Origin of the sequence: Nonomuraea sp. NPDC050310 (genome assembly GCF_040655795.1) — a bacterium.
GTDB lineage: Bacteria > Actinomycetota > Actinomycetes > Streptosporangiales > Streptosporangiaceae > Nonomuraea.
Window position 1 is genome coordinate 988,774 of sequence record NZ_JBFAKP010000001.1, and the last position, 24,215, is coordinate 1,012,988.

The window sequence follows — 24,215 nt, forward strand, 5'->3', positions numbered from 1 at the left end:
ATGCGCAGGACAACCCGCATCGTCAGCGCCATGGCCGCGCTCGCGCTGGCCGTCACCGCCTGCGGAGGCGGCCAGGTGCGCGGCGCCGCGAAGCCGGACGGCTCGTCGCCGCCGGGGGCGGCCTCACCGTCCGGGCCGTTCGTCTACAGCCACAACCTGGACATCGTGACCGACTGGAACCCGGCCACCTCGTCCTCCAACGAGATCATCGCGCTCCAGAACATCTACGAGACGCTGACCAAGTACAACCCGGCCACGCAGAAGGCCGAGCCGCGCCTGGCCACCTCGTGGACGGCCGCCGAGGACGGTAAGACCTGGACCTTCACCCTGCGTCCGGGCGTGAAGTTCCACAGCGGCAAGCCGCTCGACGCCGCCGCGGTCAAGGCCGCGATCGAGCACACCGTGCAGAAGAAGGGCTACGCGGCCTACATCTGGAGCGCGGTGGACAAGATCGAGACGCCGGACGCCTCGACGGTGAAGTTCACCCTGAAGTACCCGACCCCGCTCGACGTGGTCGCCTCGGCCGGTTACGGCGCCTACATCTACGACCCCACGGTCGACTTCGAGGCGGGCAAGGCCGACGGCGGCTCCGGCCCGTACACCATCGACACCTGGCAGAAGGGCCGCGAGACCGAGCTGACCCTGAAGGCCTTCGACGGCTACTGGGGCGGCTGGGACGGCCCGCACTACAAGCAGATGCAGTTCCGGGTCGTGCCCGAGGAGACCACCACCTGGCAGCTCCTGCAGCGCGGCGAGATCGACTTCGCCAACCGCCTCGGCCCGCAGTTGTTCGCGCAGGCCAAGGGCGCGGGCCTGCAGACGTCGGAGACCCCGTCCTTCCAGAACCTCCTGGTGCTGTTCAACACCGAGACGGTCGACGTGAAGGTGCGCAAGGCGCTGCAGAAGGCGATCGACTACGACGGCCTGGTCGCCGCCACCAAGGGCGCGGCGGTCGCCGCCAGCGGTCTGGTGCCGGAGGGGCTGCTCGGGCATGCTGCCGGGATGACCCCGAAGCAAGATCTCGCCGGCGCCGAGACGCTGCTCAAGGAGGCCGGTTTCGGCCCCGGCGGCAAGCCGCTGGAGCTGTCGATGACCTACGCCCAGGGCGACGAGGACCAGCAGCTCCTCGGCACCCTGCTGGCCACCGCGCTGAAGAAGCTCAACGTGGAGCTCACCCTGACCCCGCTCAACTGGAACACCCAGTGGGAGCAGGGCAAGAAGGGCAAGCAGGACGTCTTCGTCATGTACTGGTACCCCGACTACGCCGACGCCTACTCGTGGTTCGCCAACGTCTTCCGCAGCGCCGACCCGGTCAGCTTCAACCTGTCCTACCTGGCCGACAAGGAGCTCGACGCGCAGATCGACGCGCTGCCCGAGCTGGCCGCGACCGACCGGGCCAAGGCCGAGGCGGCCTACGCCGACCTGCAGAAGAAGATCATCGACGAGCAGGCCGCCGTGGCCGTGCCGTTCGTGCAGCGCTACCGCCGGGCCTTCAGCGGCGGCGTCGAGGGCTACGTGGACAACCCGGCCTACCCGAACGTCGTCTTCGCCTACGACCTGAAGCCGGGGAAGTAAACCGTGCTGAGGTACCTGATCCGCCGGCTCGGCCAGGCTCTCCTGGTCGTGGCCGGCGTGGTCGTGCTCACCTTCGCGATCATGCGGTTGCTGCCCGGCGACCCCGCGGTCGCCTACGCCGGGCCCAAGGCGACCGCGGCCGAGCTCGCGGAGGTGCGGGCCAGGTTCGGGCTCGACGCGCCGCTGCCGGTGCAGTTGTGGGAGTACGTGCGCGACCTGCTGAGCGGGGACCTCGGCACCAGCCTGCACACCCGGCAGCCGGTCCTGGACGACCTGATGCTCGCCTTCCCGGCCTCGCTGGAGCTGGTCGGGGCGGCCCTGCTGGTGGCGGTCGTGCTGGGGATCCCGCTGGGGATCGTCGCCGCCCGGTACAAGATGAGATTCCTGGACTTCTCGGTGCGGATCGGCGGGATGCTCGCCGTCTCCGTCCCGGTCTTCTGGCTCGCGCTCACCGCGCAGACCGTCTTCGCCAGCAACCTCGGCTGGTTCCCGGTGGCCGGCGAGTACGACGCCTCGCTCGACACCACCAGCCCGCTGACCGTCTACACCAACATCACGATCGTCGACTCGCTGATCACCGGCAACTGGCCGATGTTCACCGACACCCTGCACCACCTCGTGCTGCCCGCGCTGGTCGTGGCCGCCTACCCGATGGGCGTGATCGCGCAGCTCACCCGGGCCGCGCTGATCGAGGAGTCCGGGCTCGACCACGCCCGGATGGCCCGCGCGCTCGGCTTCGGCGAGAGCGCGGTGCTGACCCGCTTCTCGCTGCGCCCGGTGCTCAACCCGGTGCTGGCGCTGGTCGCGCTGGTCTTCGCCTACGCGATCGTCAACGGCTTCCTGGTCGAGGCGGTCTTCAACTGGCCCGGCCTGGGCCGCTACGCCGCCGACTCCATCCGCGCCCTGGACACCCCGGCCATCGCCGGGGTCACGCTCCTGGTGGCCCTGCTCTACGTGCTGGCCAACCTGGTCGTGGACCTGGTGCAGGGCGTCGTCGACCCGAGGGCGAGGGTGCGATGAGACGGCTCGATCCCCTGGCGCGCGTGGGCGCGGTCGTCCTGGCCCTGATCGTGCTGGCCGCGATCTTCGCCCCGCTGCTCTCGCCGTACCCCGAGGACGCCCTGGACCCGCTCAACAGCCTGCTGCCGCCCAGCGGCGAGCACTGGTTCGGCACCGACCAGGTCGGCCGGGACATCTTCACCCGCATCCTGTACGGCGCGCGGACCTCCCTCGGCATCGTCGCCGCGGTGCTGGGCCTGTCGGCGCTGATCGGCGTGACGCTCGGCGTCATCGCCGGATACGCGGGCGGCTGGACCCGGGACGTGATCATGCGCGTCACCGACGTCTTCCTCGCCTTCCCCGCGCTGCTGCTGGCCCTGGCCACCGCGGTGGTGCTGCGGCCGAGCGTGACCACGGTGATCGTCGCCATCGCGGCCACCTGGTGGCCGTGGTACGCCCGGCTCACCGCCTCGGTGGCGGCCTCGGTCGCCAAGCGCGGCTACGTGGACGCCGCGCAGTGCCTGGGCGTGAGCCCGCCGGCGATCGTGGTGCGGCACGTCCTGCCCAACTCGCTCACCCCGGTGCTGGTGCAGCTCTCCAACGACGGCGGCGGCATCATCCTCACCGCCGCGGCGCTGTCCTACCTCGGGCTGGGCGCGCAGGAGCCGACCGCCGAGTGGGGCCTGATGATCGAGCAGGGCCAGTCGCTGCTCACCACCGACTGGTGGGTCGTCACCTTCCCCGGCCTGGCCATCATGCTCACCGCCTTCGCCTTCAACGTGCTCGGCGAGGGACTGCGGGCCGCGCTCGACCCCAGGAGGCTGCCGCGATGATCAAGATCACCGACCTGGAGGTCCGCATCGGCGACCGCGTCATCGCGCAGGTGCCGTCGCTGGAGGTACGGCCCGGCGAGTGCGTGGCCATCGTGGGGGAGAGCGGCTCGGGCAAGACCACCACGCTCATGGCCGTGCTCGACCTGCTGGAGGGCGCCACCGTCACCGGCTCGATCGACGCCTTCGGCACCGACGTGGTGAAGCACGGCGCCAAGGACCTGCGCGGGTCGCGGATCGCGCTGGTCATGCAGAGCCCGCAGGGCGCGTTCAACCCGACGATGCGCCTGGGCGTCCTGCTGCGCAAGGCCCTGGCCAAGCACGGCGTCAAGGGCGGCGAGGCCGACCGCCGGGCCCGCGAGGCCGTGCGCGACGTGCTGCTCGACGAGTCGATCCTGCGCCGCTACCCGCACGAGGTCTCCGGTGGTCAGGCCCAGCGCTTCGCCATCGCCGTCGCGCTCGCTCTCGGCGCGGAGGTCATCCTCGCCGACGAGCCGACCAGCGCGCTCGACGTCACCGTCCAGGCCGAGGTGGTCGCGGTGCTGCGCCGCCTGCACGACGAGCGCGGCCTGGCCGTCCTGCTCGTCTCGCACGACCTGGCGCTTGTCTCGGCCATCGCCGACCACGTCACCGTCATGAAGGACGGCCGCGTCGTGGAGAGCGGGCCCGCCGCCGAGCTCTTCGCCAACCCCACGTCCGCCTACACGCGCGAGCTCATCGCCGCCGTGCCGACGCTCCCGGAGGCAGACCATGCTGAAGGCTGACAACGTGACCCTCGGGTACGGCGGGCGTCCCGTCGTGCACGACGTCAGCGTCGAGGTGACCGAGGGCGGCGTCGGGCTGATCGGGGAGAGCGGGTCCGGCAAGACGACCGTCGCCCGCGCTCTGCTCGGGCTGATCAAGCCGATGTCCGGGGCCATAACGTACGGCACGCGCGACCTCAACGCGCTGGGCCGGGCCGACCGGGCCGCCTTCCGCGGCCAGGTCCAGCCGGTCTTCCAAGACGGCAGCGAGGCCCTCGACCCGCGCATGCGGATCGGCTCCTCGATCGCCGAGGCGCTCGACGCCCACCACCGGCTCGACCGGGCCGCCCGCGACGCCCGCATCACCGAGCTCCTGGAGTCGGTCGGCCTCGACCCGGCCCTCGCCGAGCGCCGCCCGCACCAGCTCTCCGGCGGGCAGCGGCAGCGGGCCGTCATCGCCCGCGCGCTGGCCGTCGAGCCGGACATCCTCGTGCTCGACGAGCCGACCAGCGCGCTCGACGTCACCGTCCAGGCGCGGGTGCTGGACCTGCTGGCCTCGCTGGCGAGCTCGCGGGGGCTGACCTACTTCCTCATCACGCACAACCTGGCCGTGGTGGATCGGCTCTGCCGTACCTCCCAGGTGCTCTTCGCCGGGCGGGTCGTCGAGGCCGGGCCGACGCGCACGCTGCTCACCCGGCCCGCGCACCCGTACACCGCGGCCCTGCGCGACGCGGTGCCGAAGATCGGCGGCGCGCCGCCCAAGGCGGTCGGCAAGGTCGAGGCCGCGCCCGCCACCGAGGGCTGCGCCTTCCAGCGCCGCTGCCCGCTGGCCACCGACGTCTGCCGGACCGTGCGGCCGGTCGCCCGCGAGGTCGCCGGACGCAGCGTGGCCTGCCACCGGGCCGAAGAGGTCGTCGGCGGCCAGATCTCCGGCGCACAGGGGGGATAACCCGAAGCCGGACAATACGGATGGCTCCATTCACCGGGCGCGCTCCGGCGGGCAGGCTGGTGGGGTGGCGACTTCAGTGATCCGGTTCGTGGGCGGCCCGTGGGGCCCGGTGGGGCTGGCGCGTGACCCGATGACCTGGCGGGCGGCGCCGTACCTGCTGCTCAGCCCCCTGCTCGGGCTCGGCTGGTTCGTGGTGCTGGCGTTCCTGCTGCCGACCTCGCTGATCCTGATGATCTTCTGGGTGGGCGTGCTGCTGCTCGTCGCGACCATGTTCCTGTGGCGCGGCGGGGCGATGCTGGAGCGGCGGCTGCTGCGGCTGACCCTCGGGGTGCGCATCGCCGACCCCTACCGGCCGCAGCCCGAGCGCGGCCTGATCCGCTGGCTGGTCACCGACCCGGCCACCTGGAAGGACCTCGGCTACCTGCTCCTGCTCATCCCGCTGAGCTTCGTGGAGTTCGTGGCCTCGCTCCTGCTCTGGCTGACCACCTTCGCGCTGCTCGGCGCGCCGCTCTTCCTCCTGCTGGGCACGCCGGTGCAACTGGCCGGGTTCGAGCTCGACTCGCTGCCGCTCAGCCTCGTGGCCGTCCTGCTCGGGCTGGTCATGTTCGCCCTCACCCTGTACGGCGTGCGCGGCATGGCCTGGCTGCACGGCCTGCTCGCGGTCGCCCTGCTCGGCGGCAACGAGGCCGAACGCCTGCGCGCCAGCCGCGCCCGCGGGGTCGACGCCGCCGAGGCCGAACGCCGCCGCATCGAGCGCGACCTGCACGACGGCGCCCAGCAGCGGCTCCTGGCCGTCGCGGTCGACCTCGGCCGGGCCCGCGCCAAGCTCGACACCGACCCCGACGCCGCGCGCGAGCTCATCGTCCAGGCCCACGACGGCACCAAGGCGGCCATCGCCGAACTGCGCAACCTGGCCCGTGGCATCCACCCGGCGATCCTCACCGAACGCGGCCTCGACGCCGCCCTGTCCGCCCTCGCCGCCCGCGCCCCCGTCCCGGTCGACGTCGGCGTCGAGCTGCGCGCCCGGCCGCCGGCCGCGGTCGAGAGCATCGCCTACTTCACCGTCGCCGAGGCCCTGGCCAACCTCGCCAAGCACGCCGCCGCGACCGAGGCCTCGGTCCGGGTGCACGGGGACGGTTCCGCGGTGTTCGTGGAGGTCTGGGACAACGGGCTCGGCGGGGCGACCGTGCATCCCGGCGGCGGCCTGGCCGGGCTGGCCGACCGCGCGGCGACCATCGACGGCCTGCTCGTCCTGCACAGCCCCGTCGGGGGACCCACCCTGGTCAGAGCCGAGCTGCCCTGCGAGTATTGATCACCATGCGAGTGGTGATCGCCGAGGACTCCGTGCTGCTGCGCGAGGGCGTCTCCCGGCTGCTGGCCGACGGCGGCATCGAGACCGTGGCCCTGGTCGGCGACGCCGACGCCCTGCTGGAGGCGGTCTCGGCGCTCGCGCCCGACCTGGCGATCGTGGACGTCCGCATGCCGCCCGGCCACACCGACGAGGGCATCCGCGCGGCCCTGCGCATCCGCGCCTCCCGGCCGGGCTTCCCCATCGTGGTGCTGTCGCAGTACGTCGAGGAGCAGTACGCAGGCGAGCTGATCGGGCCGGGGGTGGGGTACCTGCTCAAGGAGCGCGTCTCCGACGTCGCCGAGTTCCTCGACGCGGTCCGCCAGGTCGCGGGCGGGGGGACGGTCATCGACCCCGAGGTGGTGCTGCAGCTGCTCAGCCGGCAGCGGCGAGGAGCTCCGCTCGACTCGCTCTCGCCCCGGGAGCGGGAGGTGCTGGCTCTGATGGCCGAGGGGCGGTCCAACACGGCGATCGCCGCGCGGCTGGTGATTTCGGAGGGGGCGGTGGAGAAGCACATTTCCGGAATTTTCGGGAAATTGAACCTCGGCCCCGCCCCCGACGACCACCGCCGGGTCCTCGCCGTCCTCGCCTACCTCGGCGGAACGGCGAGCGCCCGCTAACCGGTTAATTCACGTCCACGAGACTCGAGTTCGCGTAGGACTTCTTCGTCTTGCTGGTGCCCGGCACCACGACGCGCCAGTAGCCGTCGTACTTCTGCTTCACGTTCTTCGCCCACACACCGGTCGAGGTCGCCTTGGCGAAGCCGTAGAAGGTGAAGGACTTCTTGCCCTTCTTCTTGAAGTACAGCTCCAGGACCTTGCCGGAGTACCCCTTGGAACCGCGGTAGGCCTTGCCGTAGATCTTGAACGCCTTGCCGAGCTTGGCCTTCTTCGGCGCCTTGATGGTCACCTTGGAAGAGGCCTTGGGCGCGACGCCGTCCTCGGGGGCGAGGATGGTGAACGACATCCCGGTGGCCTCGATGGCCTCCTTGCCGCGGGTCCCCTTGATGACCAGGTACCAGCTGCCGGGCGAGGTGTCGTCCGCGAGGTAGGCGGTGTAGCGGTAGTTCCCGTCACCCTCCTTGGTGAGGGGGACGTTGATCCACATCGACCCGTCGTGCGGCCGCAGCTCCGCACTCACCCCGGTGGCGTTCTTCACGCTGGCGGTGATGCGAACCGGGACGTCCTGACCGCGCTTGAGCTGGATGGTGGAGGGAGAGACACTGCCGGAAGCGACTTCCTGCTTGCCGGAGACGTCGAACTCCTGGCAGTTGCCCGCCGTGTTACCGCCCGAGGTCCGGGTGACGGTGACCTTGACGGTCCACTTCCCGGCCTTGTCCTTGTCCGTCTCCTTGATGACGAACTGACCCTTGAGGTCGACGCTCTCCGGCACAGCCGCGACCGCGAGCTTCTCGGTGTTCTCCGGGATGCCGTCGGCGGTCTGCGGCACGGGCAGGTCGCCAGGGGCCCCGGTGAGGGCGATGGACTGGGACGCGGTCGTCTCACCGGTGCGGAAGATCTCGGCGGTGGCGGAGGTGACCACCGGCTTGACAACCCACTTGCGGTCCTTGAGCGCCGGCGCGGGGCTGGCGTCCTTGGTGGTGTCGACGACGGGGTACTCGGTGGCCTTCGGTCCGTAGGGGTCCTTCACCGCGACCGAGAGGTCTACCTTGAGGTCGTCCTTCAGTGGGATGTAGGAGTCGCCAAGCGTGATCTTGGTGACATCCGTGGCCGTGAGGGTACAGGCCGCGAGGGACTGTGCCGATGCTGCCGAGGAAGCCACGAAGGTGCTGGAGAGCACCGCCGCGCCGGTTACGGTCGCGAAGAGCAACCGCATCCTTCTCTTCATTTGATGGGGTTCCTTTTGCTCGGTCAACATGAGGGGAAAAGTTACGGTTTGGGCACCGGAGCCTAGTGTGACGGAAGTGACTCGTCCACATCCCAAGCTCAACGCCTCCTGGGAATGCCACGTGGCCTGGGAAGGTTGAACGATCTGGCACACTGGTAGCTGAACCGAAGCGGTACCGGTTCCCGCCCGCGCGCACCCCCGTGTGCGACAGCGCGCAAGCCGTACGGAATCTCCAAGGCGACCCGGCGACCGCAACTCGAAAGGACAGCAATGAAGCGCGACATCCACCCGGATTACCACGTCACGCAGGTGAGCTGCGCCTGCGGCAGCACCTTCACGACGCGCAGCACCGCCAAGAACGGCGTGATCCACGCTGACGTGTGCTCCGCCTGCCACCCGTTCTACACGGGCAAGCAGAAGATCCTCGACACCGGTGGCCGCGTGGCCAAGTTCGAGAAGCGGTTCGGCAGCAAGAAGGCTTAGCTTCCGCGACGCCGGCCCGGTGGCACGTTGGTGCCGTCGGGTCGGCGTTGTTGGTGATTGGGGCTCAAGCCGCCCAACCGCACCGAACGAGGAGGATGCACGGTGAATCTGGACGAGTTGCTCAAGGAGTATTCCGAGCTGGAGACGCAGCTCGCCGATCCCGCCGTGCACGCTGACCAGAACAAGGCGCGCACGCTGGGCAAGCGGTACGCGCAGCTCACCCCGGTGGTGGGCACCTACCGCGAGCTGGAGTCGGTACGCGACGACCTGTCCGCGGCCAAGGAGCTGGCCGGCGAGGACGCCACGTTCGCCGAGGAGGCCGCCGAGCTGGAAGGCCGCATCCCCAAGCTGGAGGAGCGCCTCAAGCACCTGCTGATCCCGCGCGATCCCAATGATGACAAGGACATCATCATGGAGATCAAGGCGGGCGAAGGCGGTGAGGAGTCGGCGCTGTTCGCCGGCGACCTGCTGCGGATGTACCTCCGCTACGCCGAGCGGCTCGGCTGGAAGGCCGAGATCATCGACGCGCAGCACTCCGACCTGGGCGGCTACAAGGACGTCACGGTCGGCATCAAGGCCAAGGGCGACGAGGGCGTGTGGTCGCGCCTGAAGTTCGAGGGCGGCGTCCACCGCGTGCAGCGCGTGCCCGCCACCGAGTCGCAGGGCCGCATCCACACCAGCGCCGCGGGCGTGCTCGTCTATCCGGAGGCCGAGGAGGTCGACATCCAGATCGACGCCAACGACCTGCGGATCGACGTCTACCGCAGCTCCGGCCCCGGCGGCCAGTCGGTCAACACCACCGACTCGGCGGTCCGCATCACCCACCTGCCCACGGGCGTGGTGGTCTCGTGCCAGAACGAGAAGAGCCAGCTCCAGAACAAGGAGTCCGCGCTGCGCATCCTGCGCGCCCGGCTCCAGGCGCTCGCCGAGGAGGAGGCCAACGCCGCCGCCCAGGCCGAGCGCAAGTCGCAGGTGCGCACCGTCGACCGCAGCGAGCGCATCCGCACCTACAACTTCCCGGAAAACCGCATCTCCGACCACCGCGTCGGCTTCAAGGCGTATAACCTCGACCAGGTGCTCGACGGCGAACTCAACGCCGTCACCCAAGCCCTCATCGACGCCGAGATGGCGGAGAAGCTCGCTGCCCACACATGACATTCCTCCTGGACGAGATCGCACACGCCACGGCCCGGCTGGCCGAGGCGGGGGTCCCTTCGCCGCGCACCGACGCCGAGGAGATCGCCGCGTTCGTCCATGGCGTGCGCAGAAGCGAACTGCACACGGTCCGCGACTCCGAGTTCGACGCCCTCTTCTGGGAGGGCATCGCCCGGCGTGAGGCGCGCGAGCCGCTGCAGCACATCACGGGCAAGGCCTACTTCCGCTACCTCGAGCTGAACGTCGGCCCGGGCGTCTTCGTGCCCCGGCCCGAGACCGAGGTGATGGCCGGCTGGGCGATCGAGCGGCTGCGCGAGATGGACGTCGCCGCGCCCCTCGTCGTCGACCTCGGCACCGGCTCGGGCGCCATCGCGCTGTCCATCGCGCAGGAGGTCGCCCTCGCCGAGGTCCACGCGGTCGAGGTCGATCCCGAGGCGTACGGCTGGGCCAAGCGCAACATCACCGAGCACGGCCAGGGCCGCGTGCACCTGCACCCCGAGGACCTCGCCGGCGCCCTGCCCGAGCTCAACGGCAAGGTCGACCTGGTGATCTCCAACCCGCCCTACATCCCGCCCGGCGCCATCCCGCGCGACCCCGAGGTGCGCGACTACGACCCGAGGCGGGCGCTGTTCGGCAGCGGCGAGGACGGCCTGGGCGAGGTCCGGGCGGTCGAACGTACGGCACGCCGCCTGCTCCGCCCAGGCGGCTGGGTGGCGGTGGAGCACGCCGACGAGCAAGGGCAGGCGGTCTACCTGCTCTTCCCCGAGGAACACGGCTGGCGCGACGCCCGGCTGCGCCAGGATCTGACGCGTAGAGACCGGTTCGTCACGGCCAGACTCGGCCAGGATTAGGGTGAAGCGACATGGCGGTTTTTGACTGTTCCGATCCCGACCAGCGCGCTGCGGGCCTCATCGAGGCGGCGGCAGCCGTACGCCTGGGTGATCTGGTCGTGATGCCGACCGACACCGTGTACGGCATCGGCTGCGACGCCTTCATCCACGCCTCGGTGCAGAAGCTCCTCGACGCCAAGGGCCGGGGCCGCGACATGCCGCCGCCCGTCCTGGTGGGCACCGTACGCGCCGCCACCGCGCTCGTGGAGGACATGGGCCCCTACGGCCAGGACCTCATCGACGCCTTCTGGCCCGGGCCGCTCACCATCGTCTGCAAGGCCAACCGGGCCCTGTCCTGGGACCTCGGCGACACCAAGGGCACCGTCGCCATCCGCATGCCGCTGCACGCGGTCGCGCTCGACCTGCTCAAGGAGACCGGCCCGATGGCCGTCTCCAGCGCCAACCGCTCCGGCGCCCCCGCCGCCACCACCGCGGCCAACGCCGAGGAGCAACTGGGCGAGTCCGTCTCCGTCTACCTCGACGGCGGGCCCTGCTCCGACGACGTGCCCTCGACCATCGTCGACCTCACCTCGGCCATCCCCCGGCTGCTGCGCAAGGGCGCCATCCCGGTGGAGAAGCTGCGCGGCATCGTGGGCTACGTCGCCACCGACGCGTAGGCATACCGGCTGAGCATCGCTCGGGCGTCCGGGCCACGGGACACCTACCGTGAGATCGTGGCCAAGTTCGACGGTATGGATCCCAAGCTGGTCCGTGAGTTGCTGGCAGAGGTACGGCAGGCGGCCGTGCAGATGCGTCAGATCGAGGGCCGGGTCGCGCAGGTGATGGGCGCGGCCGGGCTCGCGACCCAGACGACGCACCGGCCCGCCCAGGTGGCCGAGGCGTGTGACGGGATGGTCCGTGACGTCACGGCGCGGCTGACCTTGCTGGAGAAGCGCGAGGACGCCGGTACCACCACGCCCCCCACCGGCACCCAACAGGACACCAGCGGCAAACCGGACTCCGGTGCCAAGCCTGAGACCGAGGACAAGCCGGACGCCGAGGACAAGCCTGAGGTCGGGGACAAGCCGGAGGCTGGGGACAAGCCTGCGCCGTCCGAGTCCGCCACCACGACACCGGCCACCCCGGAGACCAAGCCCGCTCAGGACGGGAACTCGACCACCCCGCCGCCCAAGGCGATGACCGGGTCCGAGTCGGTCAGCGGTGCCGGCGAGGAGCTCAAGAAGGCCGCCCCGGTCAGCGGGACCACCACGCCTTCCGATGCGGGCAAGCCGCAGATCGTCGAGGTGGACGGCGTCAAGGTCGTGCAGATCCCGCTCGACTCCACCCCCACGGCCAAGGAGATCGCCGACCTGCTCGATAAGGCCGGTCAGGTCGAGCCCGCCGACCAGCCCGGCAAGACCGACGACGGGGACGTCGTCTCGGTGGAGGCCACGCGGCCTTCCGATGCGAAGTTGGCTGAGCTTGGGCAGAAGATCTCGGAGATTCCGCCGATGGAGATGCCTGGGGTGGAGGTGCCGAAGGGGGAGTGGGGGAAGGGTGAGTGGGTTCCGGAGAGCGTGAAGCCGGATGGGGCGGCGGGGGCGGTGGATCCCGGTGGACCTGCCACGCAGGCGGCCACCTCGGGCGGACCGGTGGGGACGCAGGCTGCGTCGGCTGGGGATGTGCAGCAGTGGGCCAGTGATGGCAGTGACGTGGTGTCGGTGGAGGCCACGCGGCCGTCCGACGCGAAGTTGGCTGAGCTTGGGCAGAACATCTCGGAGATTCCGCCGATGGAGATGCCTGGGGTGGAGGTGCCCAAGGGGGAGTGGGGCAAGGGTGAGTGGGTTCCGGAGAGCGTGAAGCCGGATGGCTCGGCGGGGGCGGTGGATCCCGGTGGACCTGCCACGCAGGCGGCGACCTCGGGTGGCCCGGTGGAGACGACGGGTGGGCCGTCGGCGACTTCGGGTGGGCCGGTGGGGACGCAGGCTGCGTCGGCTGGGGATGTGCAGCAGTGGGCCAGTGATGGCAGTGACGTGGTGTCGGTGGAGGCCACACGGCCGTCGGACGCGAAGCTGGCTGAGCTTGCGGAGAACATCTCGGAGATCCCGCCGATGGAGATGCCCAGTGTGGAGGTGCCGAAGGGGGAGTGGGGGAAGGGCGAGTGGGCCCCGGAGGAGATCGGGCCCGATGGGCCAGCCGGATCCGTCAAGCCAGGAGGACCTGCGTAAATGTACGCCGACCCGCCCGCACCGCAGCCCCGCCAGCCGGGTGAGCGCCCGCCGAGCACGGGGAGCGCAGGGCCGCTGGACGGTCAGCCGACGGCCTGGGAGTTCAACCCCGACTACCAGCGGCTGGTGACGGTCTGGCAGACCGTGCTGCCGGTGCTGGAGACGCTGACCGGTTCGCTGGACAAGGCCTATCAGATGGCCAAGAGCCCGCAGACGTGGGACGCCCCCGTGGGGACCAGGTATGTGGAGGACCTCGGGGAGTGGCGGACGCGGCTGCGGCTGTATCGGCAGGCGGTGCTGACGGCGATCAGTGACCAGGCGGCGGACACCCCGCGGTGGATCCCGGCCGCGTCGAGCGCCCCGCACGCTTTCTCCTGACCTTTTGGCGTGGCACGTCCTCCGCTAGGTCCCTCACGTGGCGAAGGGGTACGGCGACGCCGTACTCCGCCCCGAGCCGGTGGAAGGGCGTGGCGGAGCGGGGGAAGCGGGCATAGTGTGGTCAAGTGGGAGAGACGCCCTATTACGGCCCAGACTTCCGCGCCCTGCAGCAGCAGGACCCCGAGGTCGCCCAGGTGCTGCTGGACGAGCTGGCCCGGGTGCGGGGCGGGCTCCAGCTGGTGGCCAGCGAGAACTTCGCCAGCCCCGCCGTCCTGGCCGCGCTGGGCTCGACGCTGACCAACAAGTACGCCGAGGGCTACCCAGGCCGCCGCTACTACGGCGGCTGCGAGGTGGTGGACCGCGCCGAGTACCTGGCCATCGAACGCGCCAGGACGCTGTTCGGCGCCGAGCACGCCAACGTCCAGCCGCATTCGGGCGCGGGCGCCAACCTGGCCGCCTACGCCGCGTTGCTCAGGCCGGGTGACACGATGCTCGCGATGGATCCGGCGCACGGCGGCCATCTCACCCACGGGTCCAAGGTCAACTTCTCCGGCCGCTGGTTCGACGTGGTCTCTTACGGTGTCCGCCGCGACAACGAGCTGATCGACTACGACGAGGTGCGCGACCTGGCCCTGCGCCACGAGCCCAAGGTGATCGTGTGCGGCGCGACCGCCTACCCGCGGCTGATCGACTTCGCCGCCTTCCGCGGCATCGCCGACGAGGTGGGCGCGTGGTTGCTGGCCGACGTCGCGCACACGGTGGGGCTGATGGCCGGAGGCGCGATCCCGTCCGCCGTGCCGTACGCGGATGTGGTCACCTTCACCACGCACAAGGCGCTGCGCGGGCCGCGCGGCGGCGGCATCCTCTGTACGGCGGAGCTGGCCCGCAGGATCGACCGGGCGGTCTTCCCTTTCGTCCAGGACGGCCCGCAGATGCACACGATCGCCGCGAAGGCCGTGGCGTTCGGCGAGGCGGCCCGCCCGGAGTTCGCCGATTACGCCGCGCGGGTGGTGGCGAACGCGCGGGCGCTGTGCGACTCGATGGCCGAGGCGGGCATGCGGCCGGTCGCCGGGGGTACGGACACCCATCTGGCACTGGCCGACCTGCGAGGAGTGGGGGTGACGGGGGCGGAAGCCGAGCGCCGATGCGCCGAGGCCGGAATCACCCTGAACAGAAATGCCATTCCATACGATCCCGAACCGCCAGCGATCACGTCGGGTGTGCGGGTGGGAACGCCCTGTGTGACGACGCAGGGTATGGGCACTGAGGAGATGAGGGAGGTGGGAACTCTGGTGGCGGAGGCGGTCCGGAATCGGGAAAGCACGTATGTCACACGGCTCCGGGTTTCCAGTATCGTAGCCATCCACCGGCCATATCCCAGCGATTTGTAAGCTGAGTCTGTGTCTTTTTCCGGTCATGAGTGGCCGGAGGATCGTGGAAACTGGGTCCGTGCGCGAATACCTCTTCATGGCACTGGTTGCGGCTGTGGTGACCTACTTGCTGGTCCCACTGGTCCGCCGGTTCGCCATTCGCATCGGCGCCATGCCAGAGGTGCGTGACCGCGACGTCCACACCACTCCGACGCCCCGGCTGGGCGGTCTGGCGATGTACGGCGGTCTGGTCGCCGGCCTGCTGGTAACCGGACAACTTGAACATACTGGGGCAAAACTCGCAGAATCTCAAACCGTGCTCGCGCTGGTCGTGGCCGGAGGGATCATCACCCTCACCGGCTTCCTGGACGACTGGTGGGGCATGGACCCGTTCATCAAGCTGGGCGGGCAGATCGCCGCGGCGGGCACGCTGGTCTACTTCGGGGTCCGGCTCAACTTCGTGCCGCTGCCGAAGGACTGGGGCGGCTCGCTCGGCCTCGACTACACGCTGAGCGCGACCCTCACCATCCTGGTCGTGGTCGTCGTGATCAACGCGGTCAACTTCGTCGACGGGCTCGACGGCCTGGCGGCCGGCATCGTCTGCATCGCGGCCGTCGCCACCTGGGCCTACTCGGTCCAGCTCGACCAGGCGATCGAGGACAACCGGATCAACGTGACGGCGGCCATCATGGCCATCCTCATCGGCGTCTGCCTCGGCTTCCTGCCGCACAACTTCCACCCGGCCAAGATCTTCATGGGCGACACCGGGGCCATGCTGCTCGGCCTGGTGCTCGCCTCCTCGCTCATCACCGTCACCTCCGCGGCCGACCCCGAGCTGATCAAGGGCGTCAACAAGTTCGGCGCCCTGGTCCCGCTGCTGGTGCCGCTGGCCGTCCTGGTGCTGCCGCTGATCGACCTGATCACCGCGGTGGTCCGGCGTACCTCGCGCGGCCTGTCGCCGTTCGCCCCCGACCGGGGGCACCTGCACCACCTGCTGATGGACATCGGTCACTCGCACCGCCGCACGGTGCTGATCATGTACGCCTGGACCTTCCTGTTCGCCTTCGGGTTGATGGGCATGTCGACCGTGGGCGTGCCGGTCCTGCTCTTCCCCGTGGTGATCCTGCTCGCCCTGGGCGTCCTGGTGCTGATGGCCGCGCCGCGCTGGCGGGGCCGCGGCGCCCATCACGCGCCCCGGCGCAGACGTCGCGTTTCCGACGACGACGACGATGGACCACCGACCGGACCCATGCCTCCCATCACCGCGGAGGCGTCGAGCTTCAGCCGCTGAGGTCGGCGGACGGTCCGCCTACCGGTAAAAGGGTCGTCCGCAATCACCGGTTTCGGCAGGGCCGTTCGGGGCCCGCCGTCCACACGAAAGGACAGGTAAAGGCGGGCATCGGGGAGCTTGTGATATCTTTCACGAGCAGGAGGAAGCACCGCCTGAAACCTGGGCGAGTATTGACAACTCAGCTACGGAGCACCGATGCAGACCAACGACGTCCGGCTTCTCAAAGCCGCCGCGATCCCCGCAGTCGCGGTGGGCGCGCTCGTCGTCGCCGTCTGCGCGGTGGTCAGCGGAGTGCCCGGCCTGCTCGGCGCGCTCATCGGCACCGCGCTCGTGCTGGTCTTCTTCTCCATCAGCGTCTTCGCCCTCGGCTACGCCTCCCGCATCTCGCCCACCTTCATGATGGCCGCCGCGATGGGGACCTATCTCGTCAAGGCGCTCGCCCTGATCCTGGCGCTGTCCTCGCTCGAAGGCGTGACCGCGTGGAGCCCCAAGGCCTTCACCTGGGCGGTCATCGTCTGCACCGTGATGTGGACGCTCGCGGAGGCCCGGGCGGTCGTGAAGCTGAAGATGCTCTACGTCGACCCTGAGGGCAAAGTCCCCGGACACTACGGGGACAAAAAGTGACCAGGCCCCGGGTGGAGAGCCGAAGCGGCTGGCCCGATATGACTAGTCAGAAGCAACCCTGCTATTGTCGCGTGCGCGATGTGCTTGCCGGCGGACGGCCTGTGGAGTTTCCGTGAAGCGGTTCCCGCCCCATCGCAGCACACATCTGCCTGCTCCTCCCGGTGACTCGCCAACCAGCGGCGAAGCCGAAGACAAGATCTTGATTCATCTCGACGAAGGGAACGCCGAGTGACCGCCGCGCTGACGCCTCTCGCCTCAGAGGAGTTCCAAGCCCCGGGGCTCGGCCTGTTCGACTGGCCGCCGCTCGTCGAGGGGGTGGCCTGGTTCAACAAGCCGGCCCTTCTGGCGCTGATCACCATGCTGCTCGCCATCGTCCTGGCCTACGCCGCTTTCTCCCGGCCCAAGCTGGTGCCCAAGGGCGTCCAGAACCTGGGCGAGATGGCCTACGAGTTCGCCCGGGAGCAGATCGCCCGGCCGTTCCTCGGCAAGGACAGCGACCGGTGGATGCCGCTGATCTTCAGCCTGTTCATCTTCGTGCTGATCGCCAACCTGTTCGGCTCTGTGATCTTCATCCAGTTCCCGTTCATGTCGATCATCGGCTACCCGGCGATCCTGGCCATCGGCGTCTTCCTGCTGGTCACCTACCTGGGCATCAAGCACCAGGGCCCGGTCGGCTACTTCAAGAACATGATGTTCCCGCCCGGCCTGCCCAAGTGGATCTACGTCCTGGTCGCGCCGATCGAGTTCATCTCGACCTTCATCCTCCGGCACGTCACCCACGCGTTGCGACTCTTCGCCACGATGATGGCTGGCCACCTCATCCTCGCGCTCTTCTCCGAGGTCGGCTGGCACTTCCTGTTCGTCAACCTGACCCCGGCCGGCGCCATCGTCGGCGTGCTCGGCGTGGCGATGACCATCGTCATGACCGCGTTCGAGCTCTTCATCCAGGCGCTGCAGGCTTACGTGTTCGCGCTGCTGACGGCGATGTTCATCAGCACGTCGCTGCACGCCGAGCACTGATCCGACCAACGCCACACAAGCTCCGGTGAATGAGTCTCACCGGTCGACAGAAAAGGAACCAAGGGAAATGACTGGAAGCCTTGCCGCCATCGGTTACGGTCTCGCCGCGATCGGCCCCGGCATCGGCGTGGGCATCATCTTCGGTAACGGTGTGCAGGCCATCGCCCGCAACCCCGAGGCCTACCCGATCATCCGCACCAACATGATGCTCGGCTTCGTCTTCACCGAGGCGCTGGCCCTCATCGGCATCGCCCTCGGCTTCGTCTGGGCGGGCTGACCTAGCATTCTGACGAAAGGGCAGCACCAATGAGTCTGTATCTCGCGGCGGACGGGGCCAACAACCCCCTCATTCCGCACACCTCCGAGATGGTCGTCGGTGGCTTCGCGTTCCTGTTCGTCCTGTTCTTCGTTGGCAAGCTGCTCGTTCCGAAGATCCAGAAGGCCATGGACGAGCGCACTGAGGCCATCGTCGGTGGCCTGAGGAAGGCAGAAGAGGCCCAGGCCCACGCTGCCGAGCTGCAGCGGCAGTACAACGAGCAGCTCAAGGAGGCGCGTGCGGAAGCTGCTCGCCTCCGTGAGGACGCCCGGGAACAGGCGGCGCAGCTCAAGGTCGAACTCCGCGAGGAGGCGCAGACCGAGGCCCGCCGCATCATCGAGGCCGCGCACGCGCAGATCGAGGCCGACCGCCAGCAGGCGTTCGCCCAGCTCCGCACGGAGATCGGTCGCCTGTCGACCGACCTGGCCGGCCGCATCGTGGGCGAGTCCCTCGACGACGAGGCCCGGCAGCGCCGTACCATCGACCGCTTCCTGGACGAGCTCGAGGGCTCTGCGCAGGCGGTGCGCTGATGCGTGGTCTGAGCAGAGCCTCTCTGGCCGAGGTCGAGGAGCGCTTCAACGCGATCGCCGGATCGGCCGATCTGGGCCGCCTGGCCGAGGAACTCGACTCGGTCGCGGACCTGCTCGACCGTGAGCACGGCCTGCGGCGCGCGGTCTCGGACCCGGCCCGTCCGGCCGACCAGAAGACGCAGGTCGTCCGCGGCCTGCTGCAGGGCAAGATCAGCGACGCCGGTCTGGAGACCGTGGCCGCCGCCGTGGCGGCCAAGTGGTCGCGCCCCGGCGACCTGGCCGACGCCCTGGAGCGGCTGAGCATCTCGGCTTCGGCCGCGGAGGCGGAGTCGCTGCGGCGTATCGACGAGGTGGAGGACGAGCTCTTCCGCTTCGGCCGCATCGTCGCCGCCAACCCCGCGCTCCGGCGCGCGCTGAGCGACCCGTCCGTGCCCGAAGAGGGCAAGCAGGAGCTGCTGCGCGGCCTCCTGGACGGGAAGGTCGCACCGACCACCCTCCGGCTCGTGACCCAGGCGGTCGTGCATCCGAGAGGACGTAGCCTGGAAGGTGCGCTGGAGGAGATCGGCCAGCTCGTGGCCGAGCAACGCCAGCGTCTGGTGGCGGTCGTGCGCAGCGCCGTCGAGCTCACCGAGGAGCAGAAGCGGCGCCTCAGCGCGTGGCTGCGCGACTCCTACGGTCGTGACGTGCACCTGAACACTGAGGTGGACCCACGGGTGCTGGGTGGATTCTCGGTCCGCATCGGTGACGAGGTCATCGACAGCACCATCCTGGGACGAATCGAAGATGTCCGCCGCCGGTTGGCCGGCTAGGCGAATTTAGGAGACTGAAGAGAGATGGCGGAGCTTACGATCCGGCCGGATGAGATCCGGGACGCGCTTGAGCGCTTCGTCCAGGCGTACGAACCGGAAGGCGCCGCGCGCGAGGAGATCGGGACCGTCGTCGACGCTGGCGACGGTATCGCCCACGTCTCCGGACTGCCCTCGGCGATGGCCAACGAGCTGCTCGAGTTCGAGGACGGCACGCGCGGTCTGGCCCTGAACCTCGACCCCCGCGAGATCGGCGTCGTCGTCCTCGGCGACTTCAGCCGGATCGAGGAGGGCCAGACGGTGCGCCGCACGGGCGAGGTCCTGTCCGTGCCGGTCGGCGACAACTTCCTCGGCCGCGTGGTCGACCCCCTGGGCAACCCCCTCGACGGCAAGGGCGCCATCGAGTCCGAGGGCCTTCGCGCCCTCGAACTGCAGGCCCCCTCCGTCGTTCAGCGCCAGCCGGTGAAGGAGTCCCTCGCCACCGGCATCAAGGCGATCGACGCCATGACCGCCATCGGCCGTGGTCAGCGTCAGCTGATCATCGGTGACCGTGGCACCGGCAAGACCGCGATCGCCGTGGACACGATCCTCAACCAGCGCGAGAACTGGCTCTCGGGCGACCCGAGCAAGCAGGTCCGCTGCGTCTACGTCGCGGTCGGCCAGAAGGGCTCGACGATCGCGCAGGTCCGTGGCCGCCTGGAGGAGGCGGGCGCGATGGAGTACACCACCATCGTCGCCGCTCCGGCCTCCGACGCCGCGGGCTTCAAGTACCTCGCCCCCTACACCGGTTCTGCCATCGGCCAGCACTGGATGTACCAGGGCAAGCACGTCCTGATCGTCTTCGACGACCTGACCAAGCAGGCCGACGCCTACCGCGCGGTCTCGCTGCTGCTGCGCCGCCCGCCGGGCCGTGAGGCCTTCCCCGGCGACGTCTTCTACTTGCACTCCCGCCTGCTGGAGCGCTGCGCCAAGCTCTCCGACGACATGGGCGCGGGCTCGATGACCGGTCTGCCGATCATCGAGACCAAGGGCAACGACGTCTCGGCGTTCATCCCGACCAACGTCATCTCCATCACCGACGGCCAGGTCTTCCTCGAGACCGACCTGTTCAACGCCGGTGTCCGCCCCGCCATCAACGTCGGTATCTCGGTCTCCCGAGTCGGTGGTTCCGCGCAGAGCAAGGCGATGCGCAAGGTCGCCGGCACGCTCCGTCTGGCCCTGTCCCAGTACCGTGACCTGGAGGCCTTCGCGGCCTTCGCCTCCGACCTCGACGCCGCCTCGCGCGCTCAGCTCGACCGCGGTCAGCGTCTGGTGGAGCTGCTCAAGCAGCCGCAGTACTCCCCGTTCTCCCTGGAGCGCGAGGTCGTCTCGGTCTGGGCCGGCACCACCGGTGAGCTGGACGAGGTCCCGCTCGAGGACGTGCGCCGCTTCGAGGCCGAGTTCCTCGACTACATCGGCAGCGCCCAGAAGGGCATCTTCGACACCATCCGCGAGACGCGTGAGCTCTCCGACGACACGGTGACCGCCCTCAAGGGCGCCATCACCGAGTTCAAGAAGGGCTTCACCACCTCCGCGGGCGAGCTCCTGATCCAGGACGAGCCGGTCGCGCCGCTGGGCGCGGACGAGGTCGGCCAGGAGAAGATCCAGAAGGTCGTCCGCCCGGGCGAGAAGAAGTAGGCCATGGGCGCTCAGCTAAGGCTGCTGCGGCGGCGGATCTCCTCGGTCAAGTCGACCGCGAAGATCACGCGCGCCCAGGAGCTCATCGCCTCCTCGCGGATCGTGAAGGCGCAGCAGCGGATGCAGGCGGCGCTGCCGTACGAGCGCGAGATCACCCGCGCCGTCACCGGCGTCGTCAGCAACACCGTTGCCGTCACCCATCCGCTGACCGTGGCGAAGGAGAACCCGGTCAAGGCCGGCGTCCTCATCGTCACCAGTGACCGCGGCTTCTGTGGCGGTTTCAACGCGAACGTGCTGCGTGAGGCCGAGGCGCTGAAGGGGCTGCTGAAGTCCCGCGGCGTCGAGGCCGTGCCGTTCGTGGTGGGCCGCAAGGGCATCACGTGGCACAGCTTCCGCGGTCGGACCACGGCCGGCGAGTGGGACGGGTTCTCCGACAACCCGTCCTACGTCAACGCCAAGGACATCGCCTCGACGCTGATCGACTCCTTCAAGGACGACAACGGCATCGACGAGATCCACATCGTCTCGACCGAGTTCGTCTCGATGCTGACGCAGGACGTGGTGGTCAAGCGCGTGCTGCCGCTCGAGGTCGAGGAGGCCGAGGCCACCGAGGCCACGGCCATCCCTCCGTACTTCGAGTTCGAGCCGAGCGCCGACGAGGTGCTGGAGACGCTGCTCCCGCGTTACGTGGAGTCGCGCATCTTCAGCGCGCTGCTCCAGTCGGCCGCCTCGGAGCACGCGGCGCGTCGCCGGGCCATGAAGTCGGCGACCGACAACGCCAACGAGCTCGTCCGGGTCTTCACCCAGGAGATGAACAAGGCTCGTCAGGCCGAGATCACCCAGGAAATCAGCGAGATCGTCGGTGGCGCCAACGCGCTGGCTGACGCCGCAGCGGGGAAAGAGTGAAATGACTGCAGAGACTGTTGAGACCACGACTGGCACGGGCCGAGTCGCTCGCGTCACGGGTCCCGTCGTCGACGTGGAGTTCTCCGCCGAGACGATGCCCGAGATCTACAACGCCCTGAAGGTGGACGTCGTCCTCGGCGGGGAGTCCAAGACGCTGACCATGGAGGTCGCGCAGCACCTGGGTGACAACCTGGTCCGCGCCATCTCGATGCAGCCGACCGACGGCCTGGTCCGCGGCGCGGCCGTGACCGACACCGGCAGCCCGATCTCGGTGCCCGTCGGCGACGTCGTCAAGGGCCACGTGTGGAACGCGCTGGGCGAGTCGCTCGACGTGCCCACCGCCACCCTGAAGGTCGAGGAGCGCTGGGGCATCCACCGCCCGAGCCCGGCCTTCGACCAGCTCGAGTCCCGCACCGAGATGCTGCCCACCGGCATCAAGGTCATCGACCTGCTCACCCCGTACGTCAAGGGTGGCAAGATCGGTCTGTTCGGTGGCGCCGGCGTCGGCAAGACCGTTCTGATCCAGGAGATGATCCGCCGAGTCGCGCTGAAGTTCTCCGGCACCTCGTGCTTCGCGGGCGTCGGCGAGCGGACCCGTGAGGGCAACGACCTCTGGCTGGAGATGGAGGAGGCCGGCGTTCTCAAGGACACCGCCCTCGTCTTCGGCCAGATGGACGAGCCGCCGGGCACCCGGCTGCGCGTCGCGCTCTCCGCGCTGACCATGGCGGAGTACTTCCGTGACGTGCAGAAGCAGGACGTGCTTCTGTTCATCGACAACATCTTCCGCTTCACCCAGGCCGGTTCCGAGGTCTCCACCCTCCTCGGTCGTATGCCGTCCGCCGTGGGTTACCAGCCCACGCTGGCCGACGAGATGGGTGTGCTCCAGGAGCGCATCACCTCGACGCGTGGTCACTCGATCACCTCCATGCAGGCGATCTACGTGCCCGCGGACGACATCACCGACCCGGCGCCGCACAACGCCTTCGCCCACCTCGACGCTCAGACGGTTCTGTCCCGTCCGATCTCCGAGAAGGGCATCTACCCGGCGGTGGACCCGCTCGACTCCTCCTCCCGCATCCTCGACCCCACCGTGGTGGGCGAGGAGCACTACCGGGTGGCCCAGGAGACCAAGCGGATTCTGCAGAAGTACCGCGAGCTCCAGGACATCATCGCGATCCTCGGTATCGACGAGCTGTCCGAAGAGGACAAGGTCACCGTCAACCGGGCCCGCCGGATCGAGCGCTTCCTGTCGCACCCGATGTACGCCGCCGAGGCGTTCACCGGCCAGCCGGGTGAGTTCGTGCCGCTGGACGAGACCATCGCCTCGTTCAAGGGTCTGTGCGAGGGCAACTACGACCACCTGCCCGAGCAGGCGTTCTTCATGGTCGGTGGCATCGAGCAGGCCGAGGCCAAGGCCAAGGAACTTCAGCGCTAGGTCGGCTTCTGGGATGCCGGCGAGCCCGGCATCCCACTCTGATCGGAAAGGAACCTGCAAGTGGCCAAGCTGCAAGTAGGTGTCGTCTCACCTGAGCGTGAGATCTGGTCGGGCGAGGCCGACATGGTGATTGCCAAGACCGTGGACGGCGAGATCGGTATCCTTCCGCAGCATGCACCTGTTCTCGGCGTTCTCGTCGAGGGCGGGGTGCTGCGCGTGAAGCGCGACGGCGAGGACGACCTCGTCGCCGCGGTTCACGGGGGCTTCCTCTCCGTGGCCAACAACGAGGTGTCCGTGCTCGCCGAGGTGGCCGAGCTCGGTTCCGAGGTGGACGTGGCAGCAGCTCGCGACGCGCTCGCGCGTGCGCAGGCCGCGGTCGAGGCCAGCCAGGACGACGCGGACGCGGCGGTAGAGGCCAAGCGTGCCCGGGCCCGGCTGCGTGCCGCGGGCGAAGAGGTCTGATTCCGAAAGGGCGGCGATGACGGCAGCACTGATTCTCCTGAGTTGTGTGCTGCTGGTCGCCGCCCTCGTCGTTTTCCGTGGGTTCACGCTCTCGCGTTCGCGCGGCAGCGTGCCCTGTCGCCTTCGGGTCGGCACGCACGGCTGGCGCAGCGGGGTAGCCCGGTACGCTGACGGCGAGCTCCACTGGATCCCGCTCATGGGCCTGCGGTTGAGACCGCGCCACGCTATCGCGAGGCGCGGTCTCGTCGTTTCCGGGCGCCGCCAGCTCGAGGACGGGCTGTGGGCGGTGGACTGCGGCGGGGTCTCGCTGGCGATGAGCCACGACGCGCTCACCGGGTTCCTCGCCTGGCTGGAGTCGGCCCCGCCCGGGGCTTACCTAGACGTCTCCTGAGTTTTCCAGCCCCCGGTACGG

26 protein-coding genes are annotated in these 24,215 nt (G+C 69.4%); 25 read left to right on the top strand and 1 reads right to left on the bottom strand.

The window, feature by feature from the left end; all coding sequences use genetic code 11:
• The 7 genes from AB0I67_RS04640 to AB0I67_RS04670 all read left to right on the top strand — a co-directional run bounded on the left by AB0I67_RS04640 (window position 1) and on the right by AB0I67_RS04670 (window position 7,064).
• On the top strand, window positions 1-1,575 hold the full coding sequence (locus AB0I67_RS04640; protein ID WP_357917518.1) for an ABC transporter substrate-binding protein: 1,575 nt from the start codon (window positions 1-3) through the stop codon (window positions 1,573-1,575).
• A 3-nt stretch (window positions 1,576-1,578) separates the two neighbouring features.
• A complete protein-coding gene (locus AB0I67_RS04645; RefSeq protein ID WP_357917521.1) occupies window positions 1,579-2,595 on the top strand; it encodes an ABC transporter permease in 1,017 nt (338 codons plus the stop codon).
• The gene (locus tag AB0I67_RS04650) at window positions 2,592-3,407 is read left to right on the top strand and encodes an ABC transporter permease (protein ID WP_357917524.1); all 816 of its coding nucleotides are present in this window, start codon (window positions 2,592-2,594) and stop codon (window positions 3,405-3,407) included. The genes AB0I67_RS04645 and AB0I67_RS04650 overlap by 4 nt, the downstream gene beginning before the upstream one ends.
• The gene (locus tag AB0I67_RS04655; protein WP_357917527.1) at window positions 3,404-4,168 is read left to right on the top strand and encodes an ABC transporter ATP-binding protein; all 765 of its coding nucleotides are present in this window, start codon (window positions 3,404-3,406) and stop codon (window positions 4,166-4,168) included. The genes AB0I67_RS04650 and AB0I67_RS04655 overlap by 4 nt, the downstream gene beginning before the upstream one ends.
• Window positions 4,155-5,096 (top strand): ABC transporter ATP-binding protein, encoded by a 942-nt coding sequence (locus AB0I67_RS04660; protein ID WP_357917530.1) that lies wholly within the window; start codon window positions 4,155-4,157, stop codon window positions 5,094-5,096. The genes AB0I67_RS04655 and AB0I67_RS04660 overlap by 14 nt, the downstream gene beginning before the upstream one ends.
• 64 nt (window positions 5,097-5,160) lie before the next feature.
• Window positions 5,161-6,408, top strand: coding sequence for a sensor domain-containing protein (locus tag AB0I67_RS04665; RefSeq protein ID WP_357917533.1), 1,248 nt, complete (start codon window positions 5,161-5,163; stop codon window positions 6,406-6,408).
• A 5-nt stretch (window positions 6,409-6,413) separates the two neighbouring features.
• The gene (locus AB0I67_RS04670) at window positions 6,414-7,064 is read left to right on the top strand and encodes a response regulator transcription factor (RefSeq protein ID WP_357917536.1); all 651 of its coding nucleotides are present in this window, start codon (window positions 6,414-6,416) and stop codon (window positions 7,062-7,064) included.
• A gap of 4 nt (window positions 7,065-7,068) precedes the next feature.
• Here AB0I67_RS04670 and AB0I67_RS04675 read toward each other — a convergent pair whose 3' ends face one another.
• Window positions 7,069-8,292, bottom strand: coding sequence for a hypothetical protein (locus AB0I67_RS04675; protein ID WP_357917539.1), 1,224 nt, complete (start codon window positions 8,290-8,292; stop codon window positions 7,069-7,071).
• A gap of 270 nt (window positions 8,293-8,562) precedes the next feature.
• On the opposite strand from AB0I67_RS04675, the gene rpmE reads away from it, so the two are divergent.
• From rpmE to AB0I67_RS04765, 18 genes are all read left to right on the top strand, one after another.
• A complete protein-coding gene (rpmE, locus tag AB0I67_RS04680) occupies window positions 8,563-8,775 on the top strand; it encodes a 50S ribosomal protein L31 (RefSeq protein WP_357917542.1) in 213 nt (70 codons plus the stop codon).
• Between the two features lie 102 nt (window positions 8,776-8,877).
• Window positions 8,878-9,930, top strand: coding sequence for a peptide chain release factor 1 (gene prfA / locus AB0I67_RS04685; protein WP_357917545.1), 1,053 nt, complete (start codon window positions 8,878-8,880; stop codon window positions 9,928-9,930).
• Window positions 9,927-10,781: a peptide chain release factor N(5)-glutamine methyltransferase gene (prmC, locus tag AB0I67_RS04690; RefSeq protein WP_357917548.1), complete on the top strand. Its 855-nt coding sequence runs from the start codon at window positions 9,927-9,929 to the stop codon at window positions 10,779-10,781. The genes prfA and prmC overlap by 4 nt, the downstream gene beginning before the upstream one ends.
• Window positions 10,782-10,792: 11 nt before the next feature.
• Window positions 10,793-11,437 (top strand): L-threonylcarbamoyladenylate synthase, encoded by a 645-nt coding sequence (locus tag AB0I67_RS04695; RefSeq protein ID WP_357917551.1) that lies wholly within the window; start codon window positions 10,793-10,795, stop codon window positions 11,435-11,437.
• Between the two features lie 57 nt (window positions 11,438-11,494).
• Window positions 11,495-12,988 (top strand): hypothetical protein, encoded by a 1,494-nt coding sequence (locus AB0I67_RS04700; RefSeq protein ID WP_357917553.1) that lies wholly within the window; start codon window positions 11,495-11,497, stop codon window positions 12,986-12,988.
• The gene (locus AB0I67_RS04705) at window positions 12,989-13,366 is read left to right on the top strand and encodes a hypothetical protein (protein WP_357917556.1); all 378 of its coding nucleotides are present in this window, start codon (window positions 12,989-12,991) and stop codon (window positions 13,364-13,366) included.
• 125 nt (window positions 13,367-13,491) lie between these two features.
• Window positions 13,492-14,757 (top strand): serine hydroxymethyltransferase, encoded by a 1,266-nt coding sequence (gene glyA, locus AB0I67_RS04710; protein WP_357917558.1) that lies wholly within the window; start codon window positions 13,492-13,494, stop codon window positions 14,755-14,757.
• 58 nt (window positions 14,758-14,815) lie between these two features.
• Window positions 14,816-16,027: an MraY family glycosyltransferase gene (locus tag AB0I67_RS04715; RefSeq protein ID WP_357917561.1), complete on the top strand. Its 1,212-nt coding sequence runs from the start codon at window positions 14,816-14,818 to the stop codon at window positions 16,025-16,027.
• Between the two features lie 195 nt (window positions 16,028-16,222).
• Complete coding sequence (locus AB0I67_RS04720) at window positions 16,223-16,651, top strand: hypothetical protein (protein WP_357917564.1); 429 nt, start codon at window positions 16,223-16,225, stop codon at window positions 16,649-16,651.
• Between the two features lie 228 nt (window positions 16,652-16,879).
• Window positions 16,880-17,671: a F0F1 ATP synthase subunit A gene (gene atpB / locus AB0I67_RS04725; RefSeq protein ID WP_357917567.1), complete on the top strand. Its 792-nt coding sequence runs from the start codon at window positions 16,880-16,882 to the stop codon at window positions 17,669-17,671.
• 67 nt (window positions 17,672-17,738) lie between these two features.
• Window positions 17,739-17,948 carry an ATP synthase F0 subunit C gene (atpE, locus tag AB0I67_RS04730; RefSeq protein WP_357917570.1) on the top strand — a complete coding sequence of 70 codons (210 nt, stop codon included), beginning with the start codon at window positions 17,739-17,741 and terminating at the stop codon, window positions 17,946-17,948.
• Window positions 17,949-17,977: 29 nt separating this feature from the next.
• Window positions 17,978-18,517 (top strand): F0F1 ATP synthase subunit B, encoded by a 540-nt coding sequence (locus AB0I67_RS04735; protein ID WP_357917573.1) that lies wholly within the window; start codon window positions 17,978-17,980, stop codon window positions 18,515-18,517.
• The gene (locus AB0I67_RS04740) at window positions 18,517-19,326 is read left to right on the top strand and encodes a F0F1 ATP synthase subunit delta (RefSeq protein ID WP_357917576.1); all 810 of its coding nucleotides are present in this window, start codon (window positions 18,517-18,519) and stop codon (window positions 19,324-19,326) included. The genes AB0I67_RS04735 and AB0I67_RS04740 overlap by 1 nt, the downstream gene beginning before the upstream one ends.
• A 24-nt stretch (window positions 19,327-19,350) precedes the next feature.
• Complete coding sequence (gene atpA, locus AB0I67_RS04745; protein WP_357917579.1) at window positions 19,351-21,000, top strand: F0F1 ATP synthase subunit alpha; 1,650 nt, start codon at window positions 19,351-19,353, stop codon at window positions 20,998-21,000.
• Between the two features lie 3 nt (window positions 21,001-21,003).
• Window positions 21,004-21,906, top strand: a complete 903-nt coding sequence (locus AB0I67_RS04750; RefSeq protein ID WP_357917581.1) for a F0F1 ATP synthase subunit gamma — start codon at window positions 21,004-21,006, stop codon at window positions 21,904-21,906.
• 1 nt (window position 21,907) lies between these two features.
• Window positions 21,908-23,341, top strand: a complete 1,434-nt coding sequence (atpD, locus tag AB0I67_RS04755) for a F0F1 ATP synthase subunit beta (protein ID WP_357917583.1) — start codon at window positions 21,908-21,910, stop codon at window positions 23,339-23,341.
• 60 nt (window positions 23,342-23,401) lie between these two features.
• Complete coding sequence (locus AB0I67_RS04760; RefSeq protein WP_357917586.1) at window positions 23,402-23,803, top strand: F0F1 ATP synthase subunit epsilon; 402 nt, start codon at window positions 23,402-23,404, stop codon at window positions 23,801-23,803.
• Between the two features lie 16 nt (window positions 23,804-23,819).
• The gene (locus tag AB0I67_RS04765) at window positions 23,820-24,194 is read left to right on the top strand and encodes a DUF2550 domain-containing protein (protein WP_357917589.1); all 375 of its coding nucleotides are present in this window, start codon (window positions 23,820-23,822) and stop codon (window positions 24,192-24,194) included.
• Window positions 24,195-24,215 lie beyond the last annotated feature (21 nt).

What these genes read in the sequence shown, in the direction of transcription:
- prmC (WP_357917548.1), top strand. Translation starts at nt 9,927, where the DNA reads ATGACATTCCTCCTGGACGAGATCGCACACGCCACGGCCCGGCTGGCC.
- AB0I67_RS04660 (WP_357917530.1), top strand. Translation starts at nt 4,155, where the DNA reads ATGCTGAAGGCTGACAACGTGACCCTCGGGTACGGCGGGCGTCCCGTC.
- atpA (WP_357917579.1), top strand. Translation starts at nt 19,351, where the DNA reads ATGGCGGAGCTTACGATCCGGCCGGATGAGATCCGGGACGCGCTTGAG.
- AB0I67_RS04765 (WP_357917589.1), top strand. Translation starts at nt 23,820, where the DNA reads ATGACGGCAGCACTGATTCTCCTGAGTTGTGTGCTGCTGGTCGCCGCC.
- AB0I67_RS04695 (WP_357917551.1), top strand. Translation starts at nt 10,793, where the DNA reads ATGGCGGTTTTTGACTGTTCCGATCCCGACCAGCGCGCTGCGGGCCTC.
- AB0I67_RS04740 (WP_357917576.1), top strand. Translation starts at nt 18,517, where the DNA reads ATGCGTGGTCTGAGCAGAGCCTCTCTGGCCGAGGTCGAGGAGCGCTTC.
- AB0I67_RS04670 (WP_357917536.1), top strand. Translation starts at nt 6,414, where the DNA reads ATGCGAGTGGTGATCGCCGAGGACTCCGTGCTGCTGCGCGAGGGCGTC.
- AB0I67_RS04655 (WP_357917527.1), top strand. Translation starts at nt 3,404, where the DNA reads ATGATCAAGATCACCGACCTGGAGGTCCGCATCGGCGACCGCGTCATC.
- rpmE (WP_357917542.1), top strand. Translation starts at nt 8,563, where the DNA reads ATGAAGCGCGACATCCACCCGGATTACCACGTCACGCAGGTGAGCTGC.
- AB0I67_RS04705 (WP_357917556.1), top strand. Translation starts at nt 12,989, where the DNA reads ATGTACGCCGACCCGCCCGCACCGCAGCCCCGCCAGCCGGGTGAGCGC.
- atpE (WP_357917570.1), top strand. Translation starts at nt 17,739, where the DNA reads ATGACTGGAAGCCTTGCCGCCATCGGTTACGGTCTCGCCGCGATCGGC.
- AB0I67_RS04720 (WP_357917564.1), top strand. Translation starts at nt 16,223, where the DNA reads ATGCAGACCAACGACGTCCGGCTTCTCAAAGCCGCCGCGATCCCCGCA.
- AB0I67_RS04650 (WP_357917524.1), top strand. Translation starts at nt 2,592, where the DNA reads ATGAGACGGCTCGATCCCCTGGCGCGCGTGGGCGCGGTCGTCCTGGCC.
- AB0I67_RS04675 (WP_357917539.1), bottom strand. Translation starts at nt 8,292, where the DNA reads ATGAAGAGAAGGATGCGGTTGCTCTTCGCGACCGTAACCGGCGCGGCG.
- atpD (WP_357917583.1), top strand. Translation starts at nt 21,908, where the DNA reads ATGACTGCAGAGACTGTTGAGACCACGACTGGCACGGGCCGAGTCGCT.
- AB0I67_RS04640 (WP_357917518.1), top strand. Translation starts at nt 1, where the DNA reads ATGCGCAGGACAACCCGCATCGTCAGCGCCATGGCCGCGCTCGCGCTG.
- AB0I67_RS04750 (WP_357917581.1), top strand. Translation starts at nt 21,004, where the DNA reads ATGGGCGCTCAGCTAAGGCTGCTGCGGCGGCGGATCTCCTCGGTCAAG.
- AB0I67_RS04735 (WP_357917573.1), top strand. Translation starts at nt 17,978, where the DNA reads ATGAGTCTGTATCTCGCGGCGGACGGGGCCAACAACCCCCTCATTCCG.